Here is a 17,202-nt window from a genome sequence, read left to right as displayed (position 1 = left end):
GTTCACACCGGAGTTTATAAACAGCGTTTAAACGTTGCTTGAGTGTGGCGTGAATATTTTTTTAATATTATATTCTCCTCCTCAAGTGCAGAGTTACGTTTTTGAAGTTCTCTTATTTGTTTGGCAATAATAATTGTTTCATCGTCAAGCTTAACTTCAGAAAAAAGCTTAATCCATCTGAATAAGGCACTTAAAGAGACCCCATATTATCGAGCTAATTGAGACTGCGATTTGCTGTTTTCGTACATAACTAACGAGACTCTTTTTGAAGTCATCACTATATTTTGCTGAACGATTTCCCATATTTTATGTCCCTTTTCTAAATTTCTTATTTTGCTGTCCATTTTATTTAGGATAACACCAATATCGATATTAAGGTGGAAACCTGAAGCAATGAGAAAACGTTTCGGAAATTATGAACAATACAATCCTTCTAATGGAAATCCGGGAATCTTGCAGATGTTCTATTTTAAGGACATTGATATGACGTTCCTTGTTAATACGTTAAGTTTCAAAGTGATAACATGGCACAGCGGCCGTGCAGATAAATAGCAAATCTAACATTAAAGGAGATTAGAAATTGAGTGATTGTATAGTTTACATTGATAACTATGAGATTAAATTTTTATGAGAAAATAAACTCGTAGTTAACCGTACAAAAAACCGTAAAAATTTGTAATTATTTTTTAATTCACTATAGCAGAAAGGTTTACGGGCTTTATTCTGTGTCGAAAATCGGCTCTCACGCAAAAAATAGCCCGCTCGTGAAAAGCGGGTTTTATTGTTATCTTCACATTATGAAATCATGAATCATAAAAATTTAGCAAGCCCCGCAAAATTCAGAACTTGCTATGTGAATAAATTTATTTCTTGAATCTCTCTCGTGTCTCTAATTCCGGTAATTTCTCGCCTATTTCTCCGGCTTTAGTCAAAGCAATTCGAGTCAATGTCGGGCCAATAAGCTCATAAATTAAGACGCTGAATAATATTATATTTCTCACGAGTCCCCCCGTTTCACTGCCTAAAGCCTGCGCACTTATTACCATTCCTAGAGCGACTCCGGCCTGCGGAAATAGTGTAATGCCTAAATATTTTTTTACGTCGGAGCTGCATCTCATTAACGAACTCGATAACAACGCCCCGCAATACTTCCCAGCACAGCGCATTAATATATATACGATTCCAGTAATAATTACAAATTTATATTGAAACACGCTTAAATCAAGTCTTGCACCGCTCAACACAAAGAATACGGCATACAGGGGAGCGCACCATTTTTCAGAACGTGTCATTATGTCCGCTGAATACTCGCTCAAGTTGCAAAAAATTGTTCCCAAAGTCATGCATACAAGCAGGGCCGATAAATTAAATCTTGAAGAAAGCGCGATAGTCATCAAGATAAATGCTATTGTCATAGATAATCTATTAGTGTTCGAGAAAAATAATTTTTCTAGCCACGTTAAAATCACTCCCATTACTGCACCGAGTGAAAGCGAGCCTATAATTTCCGTCAATGGCTCAATAACTAGAGAAGCCGCGTTAACTGCCCCTCCCTTGAGAGCGACCGCAGCACCCATTGAGACCGCAAAAATTACCAGTCCCGCAGCGTCATCTATTGCAACAATCGGCAGAAGTAAATCAGTAACCGGCCCATGTGCTTTAAATTGTCTCACTACCATTAAAGTGGCAGCCGGAGCAGTTGCACTCGCTATAGCTCCTAGAATAATAGCCGCGTCCCTTGGCAAATCAGGAATCAGAATTAACGCCAAATCTACAAAAATTGTCGTAATAATTGCCTGCGAGATTCCGATAAATATAGCCTTTGAGCCGAATTCTTTTATTTTAGTGAGTCTAAATTCCGAGCCTATATCAAACGCTATAAAGCCCAGTGCTAAATTTGAAAGCATAGTAACTGACTCAAGTTCGAGCGAATTCGTGAATCCTAAATTAAATCTTCCCATTAAATATGGCCCGACCAACACGCCAGCCAACAAAAAGGCCGTAACATCAGGAAATTTGTTACCGCCTAAAATTTTGAATGCCCTTGTCATCATTAATCCCGCGAAAAGGGCAAAAGCCGTCTTCAACAATAAAATCATGTTATGTCTTTCACCTCAAACGCGAGATTATATCACAAATAATTTTTTTATTAATTCTCTAAGTCGCTTGAATAAATTTGTGCCTGATTTCTGCCGTTTTTTTTAGCCTGATATAGTGCCAAATCTGCCTCATGTATTAATTGTTCGATTGATTTATTTTCGCCGTTCACTTTCCGGGCAATTCCTGCGCTGACTGTTAGAGCCTTCATTGTGTCTGATTCCTCATGATCATAATAATCAAGCAATTTTTCCATGAAAGCATTAACACGTTCGTAAATATTTTCTTGTTCACCGAGTAACAAAATCATGAATTCATCTCCGCCCATTCTCGCAGCAAAGGCCTTAAACTCGTTTTGAATCATTTCAGCAGTTGCAGCCAGTGCCCTATCTCCTGCGGCGTGTCCGTATTGGTCATTTACTTCTTTGAAATGGTCGAGATCCAAATAAATACACGTGATAAATTCCTCGCTTGCGTTCTGGGTTGCGTATTCGTTCAAGTACCAGCGAGTCGCCAGTCCCGTTAAATAATCCTGTCTTGCCATCTCTAAAATTTTTTCCTGATAAGAAGTATCTTCAAGTTCACTCTTGAGTCTCTCGGTTAAAGTCCTGAAATAAAATCTTATTAATTGCGGCGTTAAAGGCATCGGCCATAAATCATAAAGTGAGGCTAAATCCATTTCTGAAAGTTTTTGAGGATTCGACGAACATAATATATAACGTGCATTCATTAAAATTTTTTCGGGAATCTGAGTCAATATAAAAACGTTTATGATTTCCGGGTCCTGCTCGTCAATTTCCGGCCTGTCAGTGAGTGAATAAATTTCGCAGTCTGCCTTCTCCCAGTCCTCAAATGAATTCAAGAGATCCGCTAAATTCTTGCTTCGAGTGTAAATTTTTATTGCATTCATGGTTAAATCTCCCCTTATTTATATATTATTCGCGATAAAGTAAAATTATCGACATGTAATTATTTAAATTATTCAAAGCGTCAGAGCCCGTTAAAATTTTTTCATGTTCGGGAATTCCTGCATAATCGACTCTTATTACTTCCCATTTTCGTGAAATTTCGAGCAAAAATTTAGTGTCAGTTATTGCGCTGGGCTTGTAAATTGCTGCGGAGCCGCATGTCTCAAGAGCCGATTTTATTTTGTCAGAGTCAGCAGTTCCGGGAATAACTGAAAAAATTTCGTCCTTCATTGCTAGAAATCTCTTAGCTATTGAACTTGCCAGCGAATGAGCAGAAATGCCCGGTATAAAATTTATTTCACAAGTAAATAATTTCTTGATTGACTTAATAAAATATGCCCCCGTTGAATATAATACAGAGTCGCCTATAACAGGAAAGAAAATTTTTTGTGATTCATTAAGTGCAAATTTTTCTAGCTGCTCAAGAATTATTTTATCGCGCTTGGCCTCGTCTTTAATCATAGGACAATATAACGGTATTATTTCGCGTCCGGGCATTAACTGCGAGATAACATGCTCGGCCATTCCTGAATTATTCATGTTTGAACGCGGTATTATGATTAAATCTGAATCTTTTGCGGCGTTGAGTGCTGCTATAGTGATATAGTCAACATGTCCGGGACCGACTCCGGCGATAAATATTTTCAAGCGTTAATTCTCCTTCCTGTTAAAAATTTCTGTCATGATATATTTTTATTCGCGCAAAAAATTTCTATCACGTAATAAAGCTATTCACCTGCTAAAATTTTAAAGCTATAATATCACAAAAGGGGCTGAAAACTTAATGACGATATTATTTGCCTTTATAGGAGTAAGCATATTTTTATTAGGTCTGTACCAGTGGGCGCGGAGCGGTGCGAGTCTCTGGCGGATTTTCTCGTTAAAGCGTCAGGAGAAAGAATTATCCCGTGAAGAACGCAAAGAAATAGACAACGAAGTCAAGCAGCTTGAACAAGCAACTGACAGGACATTGAGCGCAAGTTTTAGAATTCTTGCATGGCTGGGCGTTATTGTCTGGCTGTTTCTCGGTGTAACTATGATTCTTGACATGTTCGGAATCGACTGGATTAATAATATAGGGACTCACGCAAAACAGTACTGGACAGGAACAGGAGCGTCAAACACTACAAATTCATTCGGCCGCAATGAAGTATTAAGAAATATGGGGAATAGTTTACGCAGATGATTAAATTAATGGTATTCGATCACGATATGACAATCGTAGACTCAAGTTATGCAATTATGGAAGGCTTTAACAGCGTCGCCCGTCATGAGGGACTGCCTGAAGTAGATCACGATTTGACAATGAAATATATAGCGACTCCGATTCCCACGTTTTGCGAGGGTTTACTCGGAGAATACCGGCCTGAATGGATAAAATTATATCGTGATTACAGCGTGAAACTTGAGCGCGAATTAATAAAGCCCTTCCCTGACACAATAGAGACTTTAACGAATTTGCGCGCTAAAAATATAAAACTTGCTGTAATATCAAATCGCGAATATCCCCGCAGAGTTTTAGAGCGAACAGGACTCGCGAAATATTTTGATGTCATTGTAGGAGCATTAGAGCCGTATGGGAAGCTAGAATATAAACCTAATCCCGAAATGATGTATAAATTATTACATGAATTAAATATTAGTCCTGATAATGCTATTTATATCGGGGACGCTGATATTGATATAATTTTTGCGCAGAATTCAGGAGTCCGCAGCGTGGGAATAACAACAGGAAATTTTACGGCTGAAGATTTTAATTTATTAGGAGCATGGCGAGTAATTGACTCTCTAAGTGAACTAAATGCAATACAAGAATAGTTTATTACAGGAACTAGGGCCGTTATCTGCTTACGGGGAATTCTTACCGGCTGAACAGGCATTACAGGAGCAGGCCGCAAAAAAATTATCTCCCCTGAATCACTTAAGCAATGAATTAAGCCCGTATTTACAAGCACATGCAAGAAACTTAATAGGCTGGTACACATGGAGTCCGGAAGCTTTTGACGCTGCTAAACGTGAAGACAAGCCCATATTTTTATCAATCGGTTATTATTCGTCTCACTGGTGCAATATTATGGAGCGCGACTCTTTCAATGATCCCGAAGTAGCAGGCTTTATGAATGATACTTGTATTGCTGTGAAAGTCGATAAGGAAGAACGCCCGGATTTAGATAATTTATACAGTGAGATTTGCAGGATTCAAAACGGTTCGGCTGGGTGGCCGCTGAATATTTTCATGACTCCTGAAGGATGGCCTTTTTTCTGCACGACATGGCTCCCTAAACGAACACGGGGACAAGTTCCGGGAATGACTGAAATTTTACCGCGAATAAAATGGCTTTGGAACATGCAGCGGGATGACTGCGAACGTGCGGCGAATGATTTGCGGGAATTAGTGCAGGAAAAATTTAATTTTTTGTCAGGAGGCAGAGTCAGGCGTTATACAGCGTTTGAAGCTCTTGACCAAATGCGGAAAAGTTTTGATATTCGTTACGGGGGATTTAATTTTAATCACGGCGGCAAATTTCCGGAGATAAACAAATTAATTTTTTTGCTTAGAATGGCCAGTGATGAGAACGCCACTAAACGCGACAAGTCGGACGCTTTCACAATGGTAGATATAACTTTGCGGAGAATCTGGCGCGGGGGGATTCATGATCATTTAGGCGGGGGATTCTCGCTTTATTCGATTGATGAGAGGTGGCACGTCCCTCATTTCGAGAAATTATTATGTGATCAAGCCATGATTTTATTAGCTGCCTCGTTAGCTCAGGAACAGAACGCGAATTCTTTTCACAGGTTAATAGCTGAAGATATTATATTCTGTCTAGGAAAATATTTTAGCGATAATGCCTCGTACTCACAGGGATTCAAGAGCGCAATATGTTCAGACAATAAGGACGGCGAGGGGCGTTATTACATGTGGACAGAAGACGAAATAAAAGCGGTATTGCCTGAAGGACTCGCGGGGTTATTCTGTGCTGCATATGGAGTTTTGCCCGGCGGAAATTTCGGGAGCGAACTGGCGGGGACTCAAATAGGACAAAATATTTTATACGAGGCTTCAACAGTAACAGAACTTGCTAGGCGTTATGGCTTAAAGGGTGCGGAAGTAGCTAATAATATTTCAGAGTGCAGGCGGATTTTACTGGAATCACGGGACAAGCGGCAATTACTGACGGACGATAAAATTTTAATGGACTGGAACGGGTTAATAATTGGAGCATTGAGCCGCGCCTCATGTGCATTTGACCAGCCCGAATGGAAGGACATAGCAGAGAGAACGGCTTTATTTTGCGTGAAAATTTTTGCTGACAAGTCGGGAATTTGGACTCGGCGGTGGATTTCAGGCAAGACGGGAATAAATGCAAGTTCATGCGACTATATATATTTTTTATGGGGGATAATGGAATTATACAAGGCCGCTAAAAAATTTAATTCCGGTGAGAAACAATTAAATGACTGGCTCAAGAATGCGCAGAATTTAGCGGACTCACTAATAAAAAATTTCTGGGACGATAAGCATGGGGGATTCTCACTGATAAATGACTCGAACATTGCCATAAAATTTAAGTCTGCTCAAGATTTTAACAATTTGCCGAGCCCTAACGCACTCGCTATAACAGCTCTGAACGAATTAGCACACGCCCTCGAAGACAAGAAATATAGTGATTACGCCGCTAAAATAATTTCATGTTTTGCCCGTGAAGCTGCTTTAAACCCGTTAAATTATATCTCGTTCATAAATGCCGGACTTGATTTTGTGCCATTTAAGCCGGTCAAGAAGGAAGAGCCGAAAAAATATATTCCCACTGATGAAGAATTGAATCAGGAAGAACCGGCCAAGAATGACAATAAGCCCGAAAAGAGAGAAAATAAATCAGCCGATAAACCTGATAAGACGGACCGGGCAGAACGGACAGAGCGACGCGCAAGACGTACAGAACGCACACACCGTCCCGAACGTCAAGAAAGGCGGACTCGGCGAGAAAGATAGATAATATAATTAATAATAATAATAAATTCAGGTAATAAATTTTTTAGGAGGTTATACAGGTGAAAATTAAAATTTTTTCGAGGTTCGCAGGAGTGTTTATAATTCTTGCGATTTTCAGCGGTACTGCTTTTGCTGATGCTAACGGTTATCGATTTGATGACTTATACGGCCCAAGCGGGAAGAGCTGGCAATGGATGGTAATTAATACCGGCACTGATTCATTCGGTGCAGATCATCACACAGCTATTGACATTTCAAGCGATTTGATTTTGTCTGATACTGGAGTCGTTGATGTAATTAACGGCAAGCCCGACTCTACAGTTTTCGCAAATCGCAGTCTCAGCACGTTATTTCTTGTTTTGTCCGACGGTTACGGGGAATTCAGCATGGATATACATTCACCCAGAGTCCGCCGTGAAGCAGTTGCAGGAGATATAAATTTAGGAACTCCGACAAGTGAGACTAATGCCCCGTATACTGCGGCAGTTACAGCAACAGGCCCGGTGAGCCGCGACGGTTATGACTCTCAATGGTCGAATTATATTTTTACTATAAGCCGTCAATCAGGGAGTCTGAATCGTTATGACACAGTGAGACAGACTTTTAACTATCATCAAAATCCTTCAGATACGAGCTCGCAGGGAATTAATAAACCTGTAGTAATTGCAAATGTCGTTAATGGCACAGCAACGGATGAGGCTTTAGAATTGCGAATGACTTTGAGGGACAAGGCCGGAAATGGAAATATTGTCGCATATCGTCATGACAAATGGAACGCCCAGAACTCAAAGGAGACTACCAGCTCAAACTGGGTAATAGCTCCCGTTGAAGATTTAAACGTTGATACGGGCCGGGTAAATTATCATTTGACTACTGAAATAGTGAATCATACAGCCGTCAGATATGGAGCTCAGGACGCTAATAGCAATTGGCTTGTCCCGACGAGATGGAAATTTGATTTGCCGCGTTATCAGGGAACTACAGATATAGAGCGTTATTTCTTTCTTGATGATGCCTCACACGCTGCGCCCGGTTTAGTTACTGTTTATACGCGATCATATAATTTAAACGAGCAGAATATCAGGCCGCTTAGAATTTTCGCAATCGATGACAATATGCGTAATGGAATGTGGGATTTAGTGCTGAATCATGATACTTTATTCGTGAAAAAAATCGGCGAGACTTATGAGTACGGCAGCGAGGCAAGTTTCAGGCAGGTAGAAATCGCAGCTTTTGAGCCTAACCCTTCAAGCCTGACATTTTATGACGAGTTAGCAAGCGTAACAGGAGGCACAAAGGAAATAGGGACTCCATCAAGTTTTTACAACAGCGCAATATCCCGCACTATTCCTACAAGTGAAGCACTAGAATATTTCACGATTAATCATTCAATCCCGAATAATTTACGGACTTCAACGACTGAAGCATTATTGCCGGTTTTAATTACTATGAATATACCAGTTACAGCCATAAAAGATAGAAGCTGGTGGAATAATCTAGTAACTGAATACAGGAACAGCGGCCAAATTGAATATACTTTTGCGCAGAATTTGAGCATTTATTTAATGGCCGAGAATAATAATATTTTGAACTTGACTGAAGAACTTGACAGGCTCGGCGTGTATTCGAGTCAGGTAAAAGTTTTCTTAGACGAGGAACGAGGACGCGCAACAAATGACAATGACAAGGGCGTTATAACAGTAAGTTTTGTGATGTACTTAATGAACGGCACGAGGGACGGAGTCAGGCCTGAATTAAGCATGGTATATGACAACACGCGTGGCTGTATGGCAGTGAGGGACGGCAGCGAGGATAATTATTTGAATATGCAGGTATTTATAGCTCCGTCAAGTTATTATCATAATCCCGAAGTTACACCGACTCCGACTCCAACACCGACTCCGAGTCCTGATGATTCAGACCCGTTAATACCCACTGGCGGCGGCGGCGGCGGCGGTTGTAATGCTGGATTTAGTTTATTATGTTTGAGCGCGATTTTATTTGCTTATAAATTCAAGAAAGAAGGAAAAATTTAATCATGAAGCGAATAATTTTACTTGTTTTGTGTGTATTATTATTAGCAGTGCCAAGTTATGGAGCTACATATAATATCGGGACTGATTATGATACATTAGCAGCAGCTTTTGATGATGCTAAAAACGGTATTGAGGAAACAGGATACGAACCAGATCCTAATCCTGAATTCAAATTTACAAGCAGTTATACATCCAGTTATACATCTTACGGCGCAATAACGATTAATAATGAAAATATTTACGAACCAGTCGAAGATGAAGATCCTGAATATCCTACAGAAATCACATTATATGATGAATTAACGAGTATCACTTTTTCAGGTGCTTTTACATCAGCATCGGGCTATCGTCATTTTATCGTGAATAATTCAGTTATCCCGATAATCTTTAGCGGCATGACGTTGACAGGGAGTTCCGGCGGCGGAATTACTCTTACTGCAGGCACGATTACATTTAACGGAACTAACAAATTCACTAGTAACAGAGCAGAAAACGGAGGCGCACTATATATCGCGTCTGACGCAAACGTAACATTTAATTCTGCACCTGAATTCAGCAGCAACACGGCAACTTCTAACGGCGGTGCATTATATATCGCGTCAGGTGCAACTGTAACACTTCCGAACGGTCAAGCATTCACCAGCAACACAGCAGTAAACGGAGGAGCTATCTATAACGCAGGCACTCTGACATTCAGCGGCACAAGCACATTTGAAAGCAATAATGCATCAACGAGCGGGGGAGCTATTTATTCAGCCGGCCAAATTACTTTTACTGGTGCACCTACATTTAAGACAAACGGCACTACTTCAACGACAAACGGAGGGGCTATCTATGCAGCGTCAGGAGCTAATATAACATTTTCAGCGGCTCCCACCCTCAGAGGAAATCTTGCAGAAAACGGCGGAGTCTTTTACGTTGACGGAGGTGCTGTATCATTCGGCAATTATTCTGTAACATTTACAGGCGACACTACAAACGTAACTAACGGCGGATTATTCTATGTTGACAGCGGCAGAGTTGAATTTGCGGGAGCTTCTACCTTCACAAAACATATTGCAGCGGCAAACGGCGGAGTCTTTTACGTTGCAGGCGGTAATGTTATTTTCACGGGGGCTGCTGTGTTCTCAACAAACGGCTTAACTTCAGCAACAACCGGCGGAGCTATTTATAATGCAGGCGGAACTATAACATTTTCAAGCACGGCAGAATTCAGCGGCAACACGGCAAATAACGGCGGTGCAATTGCTTTATCGGGCAGTGCTGTAATGCCGACTTTCTCATCAACTGTAAAATTTACGAGCAACTCAGCAAGCAATAACGGCGGGGCTGTCTGGTCAAGTAGTGCCGATATAACTCCGACAAGCGCATATACTTTTAGTTCGAATACTGCAACTGAAAGCGGCGGCGCAATTTATTCAGAGAGCGGAACTATAACAATTTCGGGACTCAGCATAGACGTTGTGAACACTGCTACTAACGGCGGGGGCGGTTTTGCTGCGACAAATTCAGGAACGATTGATGTATATGACTCAATCATCAAGAATCAGGTCGCTATAGCCGGCGGAGCTTTATGCGGAAGAAATATAATAATAGAGAGTTCAGACTTTGAGAGCAACACAAGCAATGCTACAGCAACTACAACAGCAGGAGGCGGCGCAATTTGTGTATCACAGGACAGCGGGACTCTTAGGATGAGCTATGCACGTTTCATAAAAAATAAATCAAGTCTTCACGGCGGCGCAATTCTTTCACGCGGAGAAGTTACATTAGCTCAAAATGTATACTTTGAGGAAAATTCAGCAACTAGTAATACAAGTAACGGCGGAGCTATGTATTTACCGGGCGACGCAGATAAAAATTTAGTCAATATAACCTGCTACAATAACACGGCTAAAGGTGTAGGCGGTGCAATCTGGGCTTCAGGACAAGTTAATATCAGGAAAAGTTACTTCCTTGAAAATAATTCAACCTCACACGGCGGAGCAATATATTACGACCAAAGAGGCGGCAATAATGATTTTACTATTGAACAAAGTATGGCGACAGGGAATTATACGTCATCAGGTTCAGGCGGAGTAATTTATGTCCAAGCTGATAATATTAATATAAGGCAAAGTACATTTAATGCAAATCAATCAGTTCGCGGCGAGGGCGGTTCTGTCTATATGAGAGCACTCACTAACGGAATGGTCGAAAACTGTACATTTACAGATTCTCAAGCAGCTACTAACGGCGGAGGCTTGGCCATATACGGCACTAATACAATTAGGAGCTGTGCATTTATTCTCAATAACATAGCAACTAATCAAGGCGGCGGGCTTTATGTAGGCTCGGGCGCAACTGTTACAGTGATTGCTAATTTATTTGTCGGCAACGCTGCTACTATAGGCAGTGATGTTTACAAAGAAGGCTCAATTGCTTCAACCGGCTATAATAGAGTCGGAACTTACGGCGAGGGCGGCAATAATACATCATGGATCGATAATACAGGAGACAGCAAGAAAACAGACCGCGAGAATGAAACATGGACAACTAGCACATTTTATGGAAGTAATACACTTTCAGAGAATGCCCGCAGCGATTCAATACCTCCATATATCGGCTATAATGAAGAGTACAGATTATTGACTGTTGCATTAGCTGAAGTAGATATTAACGAGGAAGACAGGGCAATAAATATAATTCCATATGATCAGCGAATTTTGCTCCCTCAATATGATGAACGCGGCTATAATCGTCATGTCGGAGTAGCTTTAGACATCGGCCCGGTATTCTTTGACGGCACTAGACCCGACGGAGGCGATGACGAAATTACAAGCTACACGATTTCAAGCGTGAAAATGAGCGGCATTCCCAACACCTTAAAATCTCCCGGACAGACTGCTAATTTGTCAGCTATAATTCTTTACACTAACGGGCTTTCTGCTTATGCCGGAACACGAACAGGAGAAGAGCCGGTTACTTGGTCAAGCTCAAATCGCAATATCGTCAGAGTCACCAGCAACGGAGTCGTTACAGCATGGAGAACGCCGGGAACTGCTTATATAACAGTCTCAACAGTCAGGGGAGGTTCTAACGGGTCGCCTGTAAGTGATACTCAAGCAATAATCGTAGATTTTCAGGCTACTTCTATGAACTTATCTGACGCATTTATCGATAATTTGCTTAATTTCAATCAGGGCGATTTATACGAGCATGATATGACAGTAGGAATTGCAAACGCTAACACGTCAACTCTTTCTAGCTCGTCATTCAGATCTTCATTTTATAGTAATTGGAGCTATGAACCGGCTTTAATTGATACTCTTGACTCGAGCGCATTATTTAGTTCACAGTCCACTTATAATATGACGGTCTCTACAGCAGCAAATGAGACTTTCAATAAACCGGGCGTAAAATTCTCGTATTCAGGAATTGACGCGGGCGAATTATTGCCGATTACTTATTCATGGGCATTTGACGGCACTCAATCACAAACAATTTTCGGCTATAATTTTGCAGATAAGAACATAGACTCGACTCTTGCAAATGATATTTTCAAAGTCTTGCAAATAGATTTTGCGGGAGACTCTCAGGCTTGGCACGTTTGCCCCTCATCGAATATAACGGCAAGTGAAGCATATTCAGCCGGAGCACTCGCTTTAACTAAGACGGATAACGGCAATGGAATCCGCATAGATTTAACTGTCTATCTTGCTAATGTGTCAGGAAATGCAAGACTCGTAAATAATTTATTAGTCCTTCCTGATGGAGTAGCAGACTCGCAGTTGAACGGCACAATGTGGATAACCCGCAATGCTTCAGGCAGCGGAGGAAGCGGCGGAAGTGGAGGCAGCGGCGGCGGAACTGATACAGATCCATTAATACCCGTTTCAGGAGGAGGAGGCGGCGGCGGCGGCGGCTGTAATTCTTTAGGGCTTGGACTCGTTGCAGCTGCTTTAATGTTCACACTTAGACGCAGATAATATAATTAGTGAGTTTATGACTCTCTCGTGTGATAGCGGGAGAGTCTTTTTTATTGCGGCGTGGTAAAAATTATCTTGGGTGGGCGGGTGGGAGGAATCAGGGGTGCGCGGGGGATAAATTTTTGCTTGTTATTGCGTGAAATTTATTCATGTGTTAGACTCGCGCGTGAAAAAGTTAAAAATAGTCAATAAAAATTTTTTAGGAGTGATTGACCATGCAATATAAAGATTACTATAAAATTTTAGGAGTTTCGCGGGACTCTAAGCCCGATGATATTCGCAAAGCATATAGAAAACTGGCTAAACAATATCACCCCGATATAAATAAAGATCCCGGCGCAGAAGATAAATATAAAGAAATTAACGAGGCTTATGAGGTTCTCAAGGATCCCGACAAACGTCAAAAATATGACACACTCGGAATGAACTGGCAGGCCGGCCAAGATTTCACACCTCCACCGGGATGGCAGCACGTAGAATTTAATCAGGGCAGTGCGGGAGATTTTAGCGACTTCTTTAATACTTTATTCGGAGGAGGCGGCGGCTTTCAAGATATTTTCTCGAACTTCACGGGCAAATCGCGTTTTCACCAGCCAATGCCGCGCGATATTGAGACGGATTTAACGCTTTCACTTGATGACATAATCAGGGGCGGAACTCATAATCTAAAATTTAACAACCGCACTCTGAGTGTGAGACTCCCTAAGGGCATAACTGAAGGCTCGCAGATTAAATTACCCGGCAAAAATGAAGGCGGCGGAGATATTTACGTCAATATTCACATAAAGCCCGATAAAAATTTTGAGATCTCCGGCCATGACTTAACGCGTGAAATCAAAGTAGAAACATGGGACGCAGTACTCGGTAATAAAATTTCAGTCGAGACTTTAACAGGAAATGTAACAGTTACAATGCCTCCTGGAATTCAAGACGGGCAAAAATTGAGGCTCAGAGGTAAGGGACTCCCGAAAAGAGACGGAACTAACGGCGATATGTACGTGAGAATTAAAATAAATATTCCCAGACATTTGGACTCAAAGCAAAAAGAATTATGGCAGGAGCTTGCAAATTTGAGCTATAATCATTAAATAATAATAAATTATTCTTGAAGAGGTGAAATATTTTGCAATCTAAAATTTTCAACGTTCCTAATACTTTGAGCCTTATTCGGGTATTTCTTGCGCCGCTTGTATTATTATTCTTGTCGCTGAGAATTGACACGCCTATAAGTTTTCTGCCTGAAGTAAGCTGGGGAGATGCTTTGGCTGCGACTGTATTTATTATTGCTGCATTGACAGATACTTTTGACGGATATATTGCGCGCCGTGATAATCTCGTTACTACACTGGGCAAATTTATAGATCCCCTTGCTGATAAAGTTCTTGTCGTTGCTGCTATGTTGGCATTAATCGAACTTGACAGAGTCCCCGCTTGGATCGTAATGGTAATAATAACGCGTGAATTTGTTGTAACAGGCTTAAGACTCGTTGCTGCTGCTGAAGGTGTAGTAATTGCTGCGTCAAAAGGCGGTAAACTCAAAACAGTATGTCAGATTATAGCGTTAATCATGTTAATTCTTAAGATTCCCTACGGAATGGCCGTGATGTGGGTTGCAATGATTTTAACTGTCTGGTCAGGAATGGACTATTTAATCAAGGGCAGCAAAATTATAACAGGTTAAGTAAAAAATTTATTCCCTCTGACTTATTTATTTATATTTATTTAGGCCGGAGGGATTTATTTTATTATTAAACATGTTGATATTCAGGCACTAATTGTTTTAATAATCTTAAAGCCTCGCTGGGATTTCTTAATGCGTACTCTAAAATCGTATTTAATTCGGGGTTAATCTCTTCACCTTCTTGGCCTGCTTTGATTTTGCTTACAAAAATTTTCGGATGCAGTGTCGAATTAACTGCGTTCTCGTCATAAAATAATTCTTCGTACAATTTTTCGCCCGGTCTCATGCCAGTATAAATTATATTAATATCTTTATAGGGCTCATAACCGCATAATTTTATAAGCAGCTCGGCCATTTCCCGAATTATAACAGGTTCGCCCATGTCAAGCACAAATAACTCGCCCCCGTGTCCCAGTGCTCCGGCTTGAATTACTAGGCTGACAGCTTCAGGAATCAGCATAAAATATCGTTTCATTCCCGGATCTGTTACAGTAACAGGACCGCCCGCAGCGATTTGACGTTCAAATTTAGGAATGACACTCCCGCGGCTCCCTAAGACATTGCCAAATCTTACGGCCATATATTTTGTCTCAGGATAATTTTTCTGCTCGTTCTCTAAAATTTTTTCTGCGAGCCTCTTTGTCGCTCCCATAATGCTGGACGGGTTCACAGCCTTATCCGTTGAAATCATTACCATTCTTTGAGCGTTATATTTTCCTGCCATTCTTGCAAGTGTACGAGTTCCTAAATCATTTACACGCATTGCCTCTCTAGGTGAGAATTCCATTAATGGGACGTGCTTATGTGCTGCGGCGTGAAAAATTACTTCAGGTTTTGCTGACTCGAATAAATATTTTATTGCTATTTCGTCGGCAACATCGGCTATTACCGGGTGAACGGGAATATTTGTATTTAGTTTTGCTAATTTCTCCATCAATAAATAAATTGACTGTTCACCATGTCCGAGCGCAAAAATTTCAGCCGGGTTATTTTGCAAGACCTGATTTACTATTTCGCTGCCTATTGAGCCGCCCGCACCTGTGATTAATACGCGCTTATTTTGAATATAATTCATTGATGGCTCTAAATTTATTCTAACAGGTTCGCGCCCTAGTAAATCTTCAAGTTTAACTTTTCGGAGTCTGGATACTGAAATTTGACCGCCTGCAAGTTCTCTCAAGCTCGGCAATATTCTAATTTGAACGTTCAGAGCTGATAATTTTTCGTAAATCTCGCGTATTTTGCTGCCGTTCGCGCTGGGAATTGCAATTAATACGACCTCAAAATTTTCACTCTCAACAATTTTTGCTAAATCTTTAGTGCTTCCCAGTACATTCAAGCCTGAAACATGCCGCCCCGTCTTCTGTTCGTCATCGTCAATAAATCCCGCTGGTAATAATTCGCCGTCATTTCGCATTAAGTCCCTAGCCAAGAAAGCCCCCTCCTCACCTGCTCCGATTATGAGAGTCTTCAAGCGTTTTCTTTCGCCGAGTTTATTCTTAGGGTGAATATTTTTACTCATAAGCCACGAAAATCTAAGCCCGCCGCATAAGAATAACCCCGCAAAAAATGATATTGCAAATGAAGTTCTAGGGAATATAGCGATCTTGAATAAGCTGTTAATCAACAAGAATACAAGAATAGACGTGATATAGAGCCATAAAAATTTAGTATAGTCTTCAGTGCCTGCGTGCTGCCACATAGTGCCGTATTGACCGAATAAAGCAAAGACTATCACGCACAATAACGGAAGAGAAATCATAACGCGCTGCCAGTCTTCTATATATTCAGGAATAACGATTCCGAGTCGAATCGCATAGCCCAAATATACAGCTAGAGCAAGCAATATAAAATCTATCAGTGCGACGACAAATTTTTTAGCTGCTACTTTTTGCCAGTTTTGCCAGAAATTTTGCATGTTTTATTACAGGATTAATTTTTTGTTCTGACCTGAGACTCTATCAAGTTCATTCAAGACTCCGGCGGGTGCTACGTCAATTTTCTTTGATTGCTGTTTTTCCGCCTGCTGTAAACGTGCCTGCATTTCGTCAAGTGATTTCTTGATTTCTTTAGCGTCTCCCTTAATCCATAGCATTAAATTCTCGGCTGCGGCTTTAATCGTATTCTCGTCGGGCATTGCTTTAATTAGTCCGAGTTCAAGCAAAATTTTATTCTCGTCTTTGATTGCATCGATTGCGTCATTCTCGTTAAAAAGCCCCTTCTTGTATAATACCCTGAACATTATATTAAAGCGGCTCTTGTTATTCTCACTGTCTAGAGTGATTTCGTCCATGCGGGATACAAGCATACTTAATAATTCGTCAAGTCCTATTTGCATCGGCATAATTATTTACTCCTTTGTGATTTATAAATTCTAGCGTGTATTATAAACGAAAATGTAAGTAACGACATAATAATTTCGCATTGATTCCGCCGCCGACGGGGTGGGCGGGTG

At 40.9% G+C, this 17,202-nt stretch carries 14 protein-coding genes; 8 read left to right on the top strand and 6 right to left on the bottom strand.

Annotated elements, in window-relative coordinates:
- Positions 1–206 precede the first annotated feature (206 nt).
- Positions 207–344, bottom strand: coding sequence for a hypothetical protein (locus IJS99_01195; GenBank protein MBQ7560435.1), 138 nt, complete (start codon positions 342–344; stop codon positions 207–209).
- A 49-nt stretch (positions 345–393) separates the two neighbouring features.
- Here IJS99_01195 and IJS99_01190 point away from each other — a divergent pair, with 49 nt between their 5' ends.
- The gene (locus IJS99_01190) at positions 394–552 is read left to right on the top strand and encodes a hypothetical protein (GenBank protein MBQ7560434.1); all 159 of its coding nucleotides are present in this window, start codon (positions 394–396) and stop codon (positions 550–552) included.
- 311 nt (positions 553–863) lie between these two features.
- On the opposite strand, the gene IJS99_01185 is transcribed toward IJS99_01190, so the two are convergent.
- From IJS99_01185 to IJS99_01175, 3 genes are read right to left on the bottom strand one after another with little or no spacing between them, the layout of a single operon-like run.
- The gene (locus tag IJS99_01185; GenBank protein MBQ7560433.1) at positions 864–2,099 is read right to left on the bottom strand and encodes a cation:proton antiporter; all 1,236 of its coding nucleotides are present in this window, start codon (positions 2,097–2,099) and stop codon (positions 864–866) included.
- A 50-nt stretch (positions 2,100–2,149) separates the two neighbouring features.
- Entirely contained in the window at positions 2,150–3,007 is an 858-nt protein-coding gene (locus IJS99_01180) for a GGDEF domain-containing protein (GenBank protein ID MBQ7560432.1), read from the bottom strand.
- Between the two features lie 25 nt (positions 3,008–3,032).
- Positions 3,033–3,713: a precorrin-2 C(20)-methyltransferase gene (locus IJS99_01175; protein MBQ7560431.1), complete on the bottom strand. Its 681-nt coding sequence runs from the start codon at positions 3,711–3,713 to the stop codon at positions 3,033–3,035.
- Between the two features lie 136 nt (positions 3,714–3,849).
- Between IJS99_01175 and IJS99_01170 the strand changes: the two genes are divergently transcribed.
- The 7 genes from IJS99_01170 (at position 3,850) to pgsA (ending at position 14,747) form a co-directional block, all read left to right on the top strand.
- Positions 3,850–4,251, top strand: coding sequence for a hypothetical protein (locus IJS99_01170; GenBank protein MBQ7560430.1), 402 nt, complete (start codon positions 3,850–3,852; stop codon positions 4,249–4,251).
- Positions 4,248–4,883 (top strand): HAD-IA family hydrolase, encoded by a 636-nt coding sequence (locus IJS99_01165; protein ID MBQ7560429.1) that lies wholly within the window; start codon positions 4,248–4,250, stop codon positions 4,881–4,883. Before IJS99_01170 ends, IJS99_01165 begins: the two co-directional genes overlap by 4 nt.
- Complete coding sequence (locus IJS99_01160; protein ID MBQ7560428.1) at positions 4,867–7,062, top strand: thioredoxin domain-containing protein; 2,196 nt, start codon at positions 4,867–4,869, stop codon at positions 7,060–7,062. The genes IJS99_01165 and IJS99_01160 overlap by 17 nt, the downstream gene beginning before the upstream one ends.
- A 59-nt stretch (positions 7,063–7,121) precedes the next feature.
- Positions 7,122–9,098, top strand: a complete 1,977-nt coding sequence (locus tag IJS99_01155) for a hypothetical protein (GenBank protein MBQ7560427.1) — start codon at positions 7,122–7,124, stop codon at positions 9,096–9,098.
- A gap of 2 nt (positions 9,099–9,100) precedes the next feature.
- Positions 9,101–13,066 carry a hypothetical protein gene (locus IJS99_01150; protein ID MBQ7560426.1) on the top strand — a complete coding sequence of 1,322 codons (3,966 nt, stop codon included), beginning with the start codon at positions 9,101–9,103 and terminating at the stop codon, positions 13,064–13,066.
- A 209-nt stretch (positions 13,067–13,275) separates the two neighbouring features.
- A complete protein-coding gene (locus IJS99_01145) occupies positions 13,276–14,154 on the top strand; it encodes a DnaJ domain-containing protein (GenBank protein ID MBQ7560425.1) in 879 nt (292 codons plus the stop codon).
- Positions 14,155–14,201: 47 nt separating this feature from the next.
- Positions 14,202–14,747 (top strand): CDP-diacylglycerol--glycerol-3-phosphate 3-phosphatidyltransferase, encoded by a 546-nt coding sequence (gene pgsA / locus IJS99_01140; GenBank protein ID MBQ7560424.1) that lies wholly within the window; start codon positions 14,202–14,204, stop codon positions 14,745–14,747.
- 67 nt (positions 14,748–14,814) lie between these two features.
- On the opposite strand, the gene IJS99_01135 is transcribed toward pgsA, so the two are convergent.
- Complete coding sequence (locus tag IJS99_01135) at positions 14,815–16,665, bottom strand: polysaccharide biosynthesis protein (protein ID MBQ7560423.1); 1,851 nt, start codon at positions 16,663–16,665, stop codon at positions 14,815–14,817.
- Positions 16,666–16,671: 6 nt separating this feature from the next.
- The gene (locus IJS99_01130) at positions 16,672–17,091 is read right to left on the bottom strand and encodes a hypothetical protein (GenBank protein MBQ7560422.1); all 420 of its coding nucleotides are present in this window, start codon (positions 17,089–17,091) and stop codon (positions 16,672–16,674) included.
- Positions 17,092–17,202: the final 111 nt, after the last annotated feature.

Source organism: Synergistaceae bacterium (assembly GCA_017444345.1).
GTDB lineage: Bacteria > Synergistota > Synergistia > Synergistales > Aminobacteriaceae > JAFUXM01.
This window is presented reverse-complemented; position numbering and strand designations above follow the sequence as displayed.

What these genes read in the sequence shown, in the direction of transcription:
- IJS99_01160 (MBQ7560428.1), top strand. Translation starts at nt 4,867, where the DNA reads ATGCAATACAAGAATAGTTTATTACAGGAACTAGGGCCGTTATCTGCT.
- IJS99_01135 (MBQ7560423.1), bottom strand. Translation starts at nt 16,665, where the DNA reads ATGCAAAATTTCTGGCAAAACTGGCAAAAAGTAGCAGCTAAAAAATTT.
- IJS99_01180 (MBQ7560432.1), bottom strand. Translation starts at nt 3,007, where the DNA reads ATGAATGCAATAAAAATTTACACTCGAAGCAAGAATTTAGCGGATCTC.
- IJS99_01130 (MBQ7560422.1), bottom strand. Translation starts at nt 17,091, where the DNA reads ATGCCGATGCAAATAGGACTTGACGAATTATTAAGTATGCTTGTATCC.
- IJS99_01185 (MBQ7560433.1), bottom strand. Translation starts at nt 2,099, where the DNA reads ATGATTTTATTGTTGAAGACGGCTTTTGCCCTTTTCGCGGGATTAATG.
- IJS99_01150 (MBQ7560426.1), top strand. Translation starts at nt 9,101, where the DNA reads ATGAAGCGAATAATTTTACTTGTTTTGTGTGTATTATTATTAGCAGTG.
- IJS99_01190 (MBQ7560434.1), top strand. Translation starts at nt 394, where the DNA reads ATGAGAAAACGTTTCGGAAATTATGAACAATACAATCCTTCTAATGGA.
- IJS99_01165 (MBQ7560429.1), top strand. Translation starts at nt 4,248, where the DNA reads ATGATTAAATTAATGGTATTCGATCACGATATGACAATCGTAGACTCA.
- IJS99_01170 (MBQ7560430.1), top strand. Translation starts at nt 3,850, where the DNA reads ATGACGATATTATTTGCCTTTATAGGAGTAAGCATATTTTTATTAGGT.
- IJS99_01195 (MBQ7560435.1), bottom strand. Translation starts at nt 344, where the DNA reads ATGGACAGCAAAATAAGAAATTTAGAAAAGGGACATAAAATATGGGAA.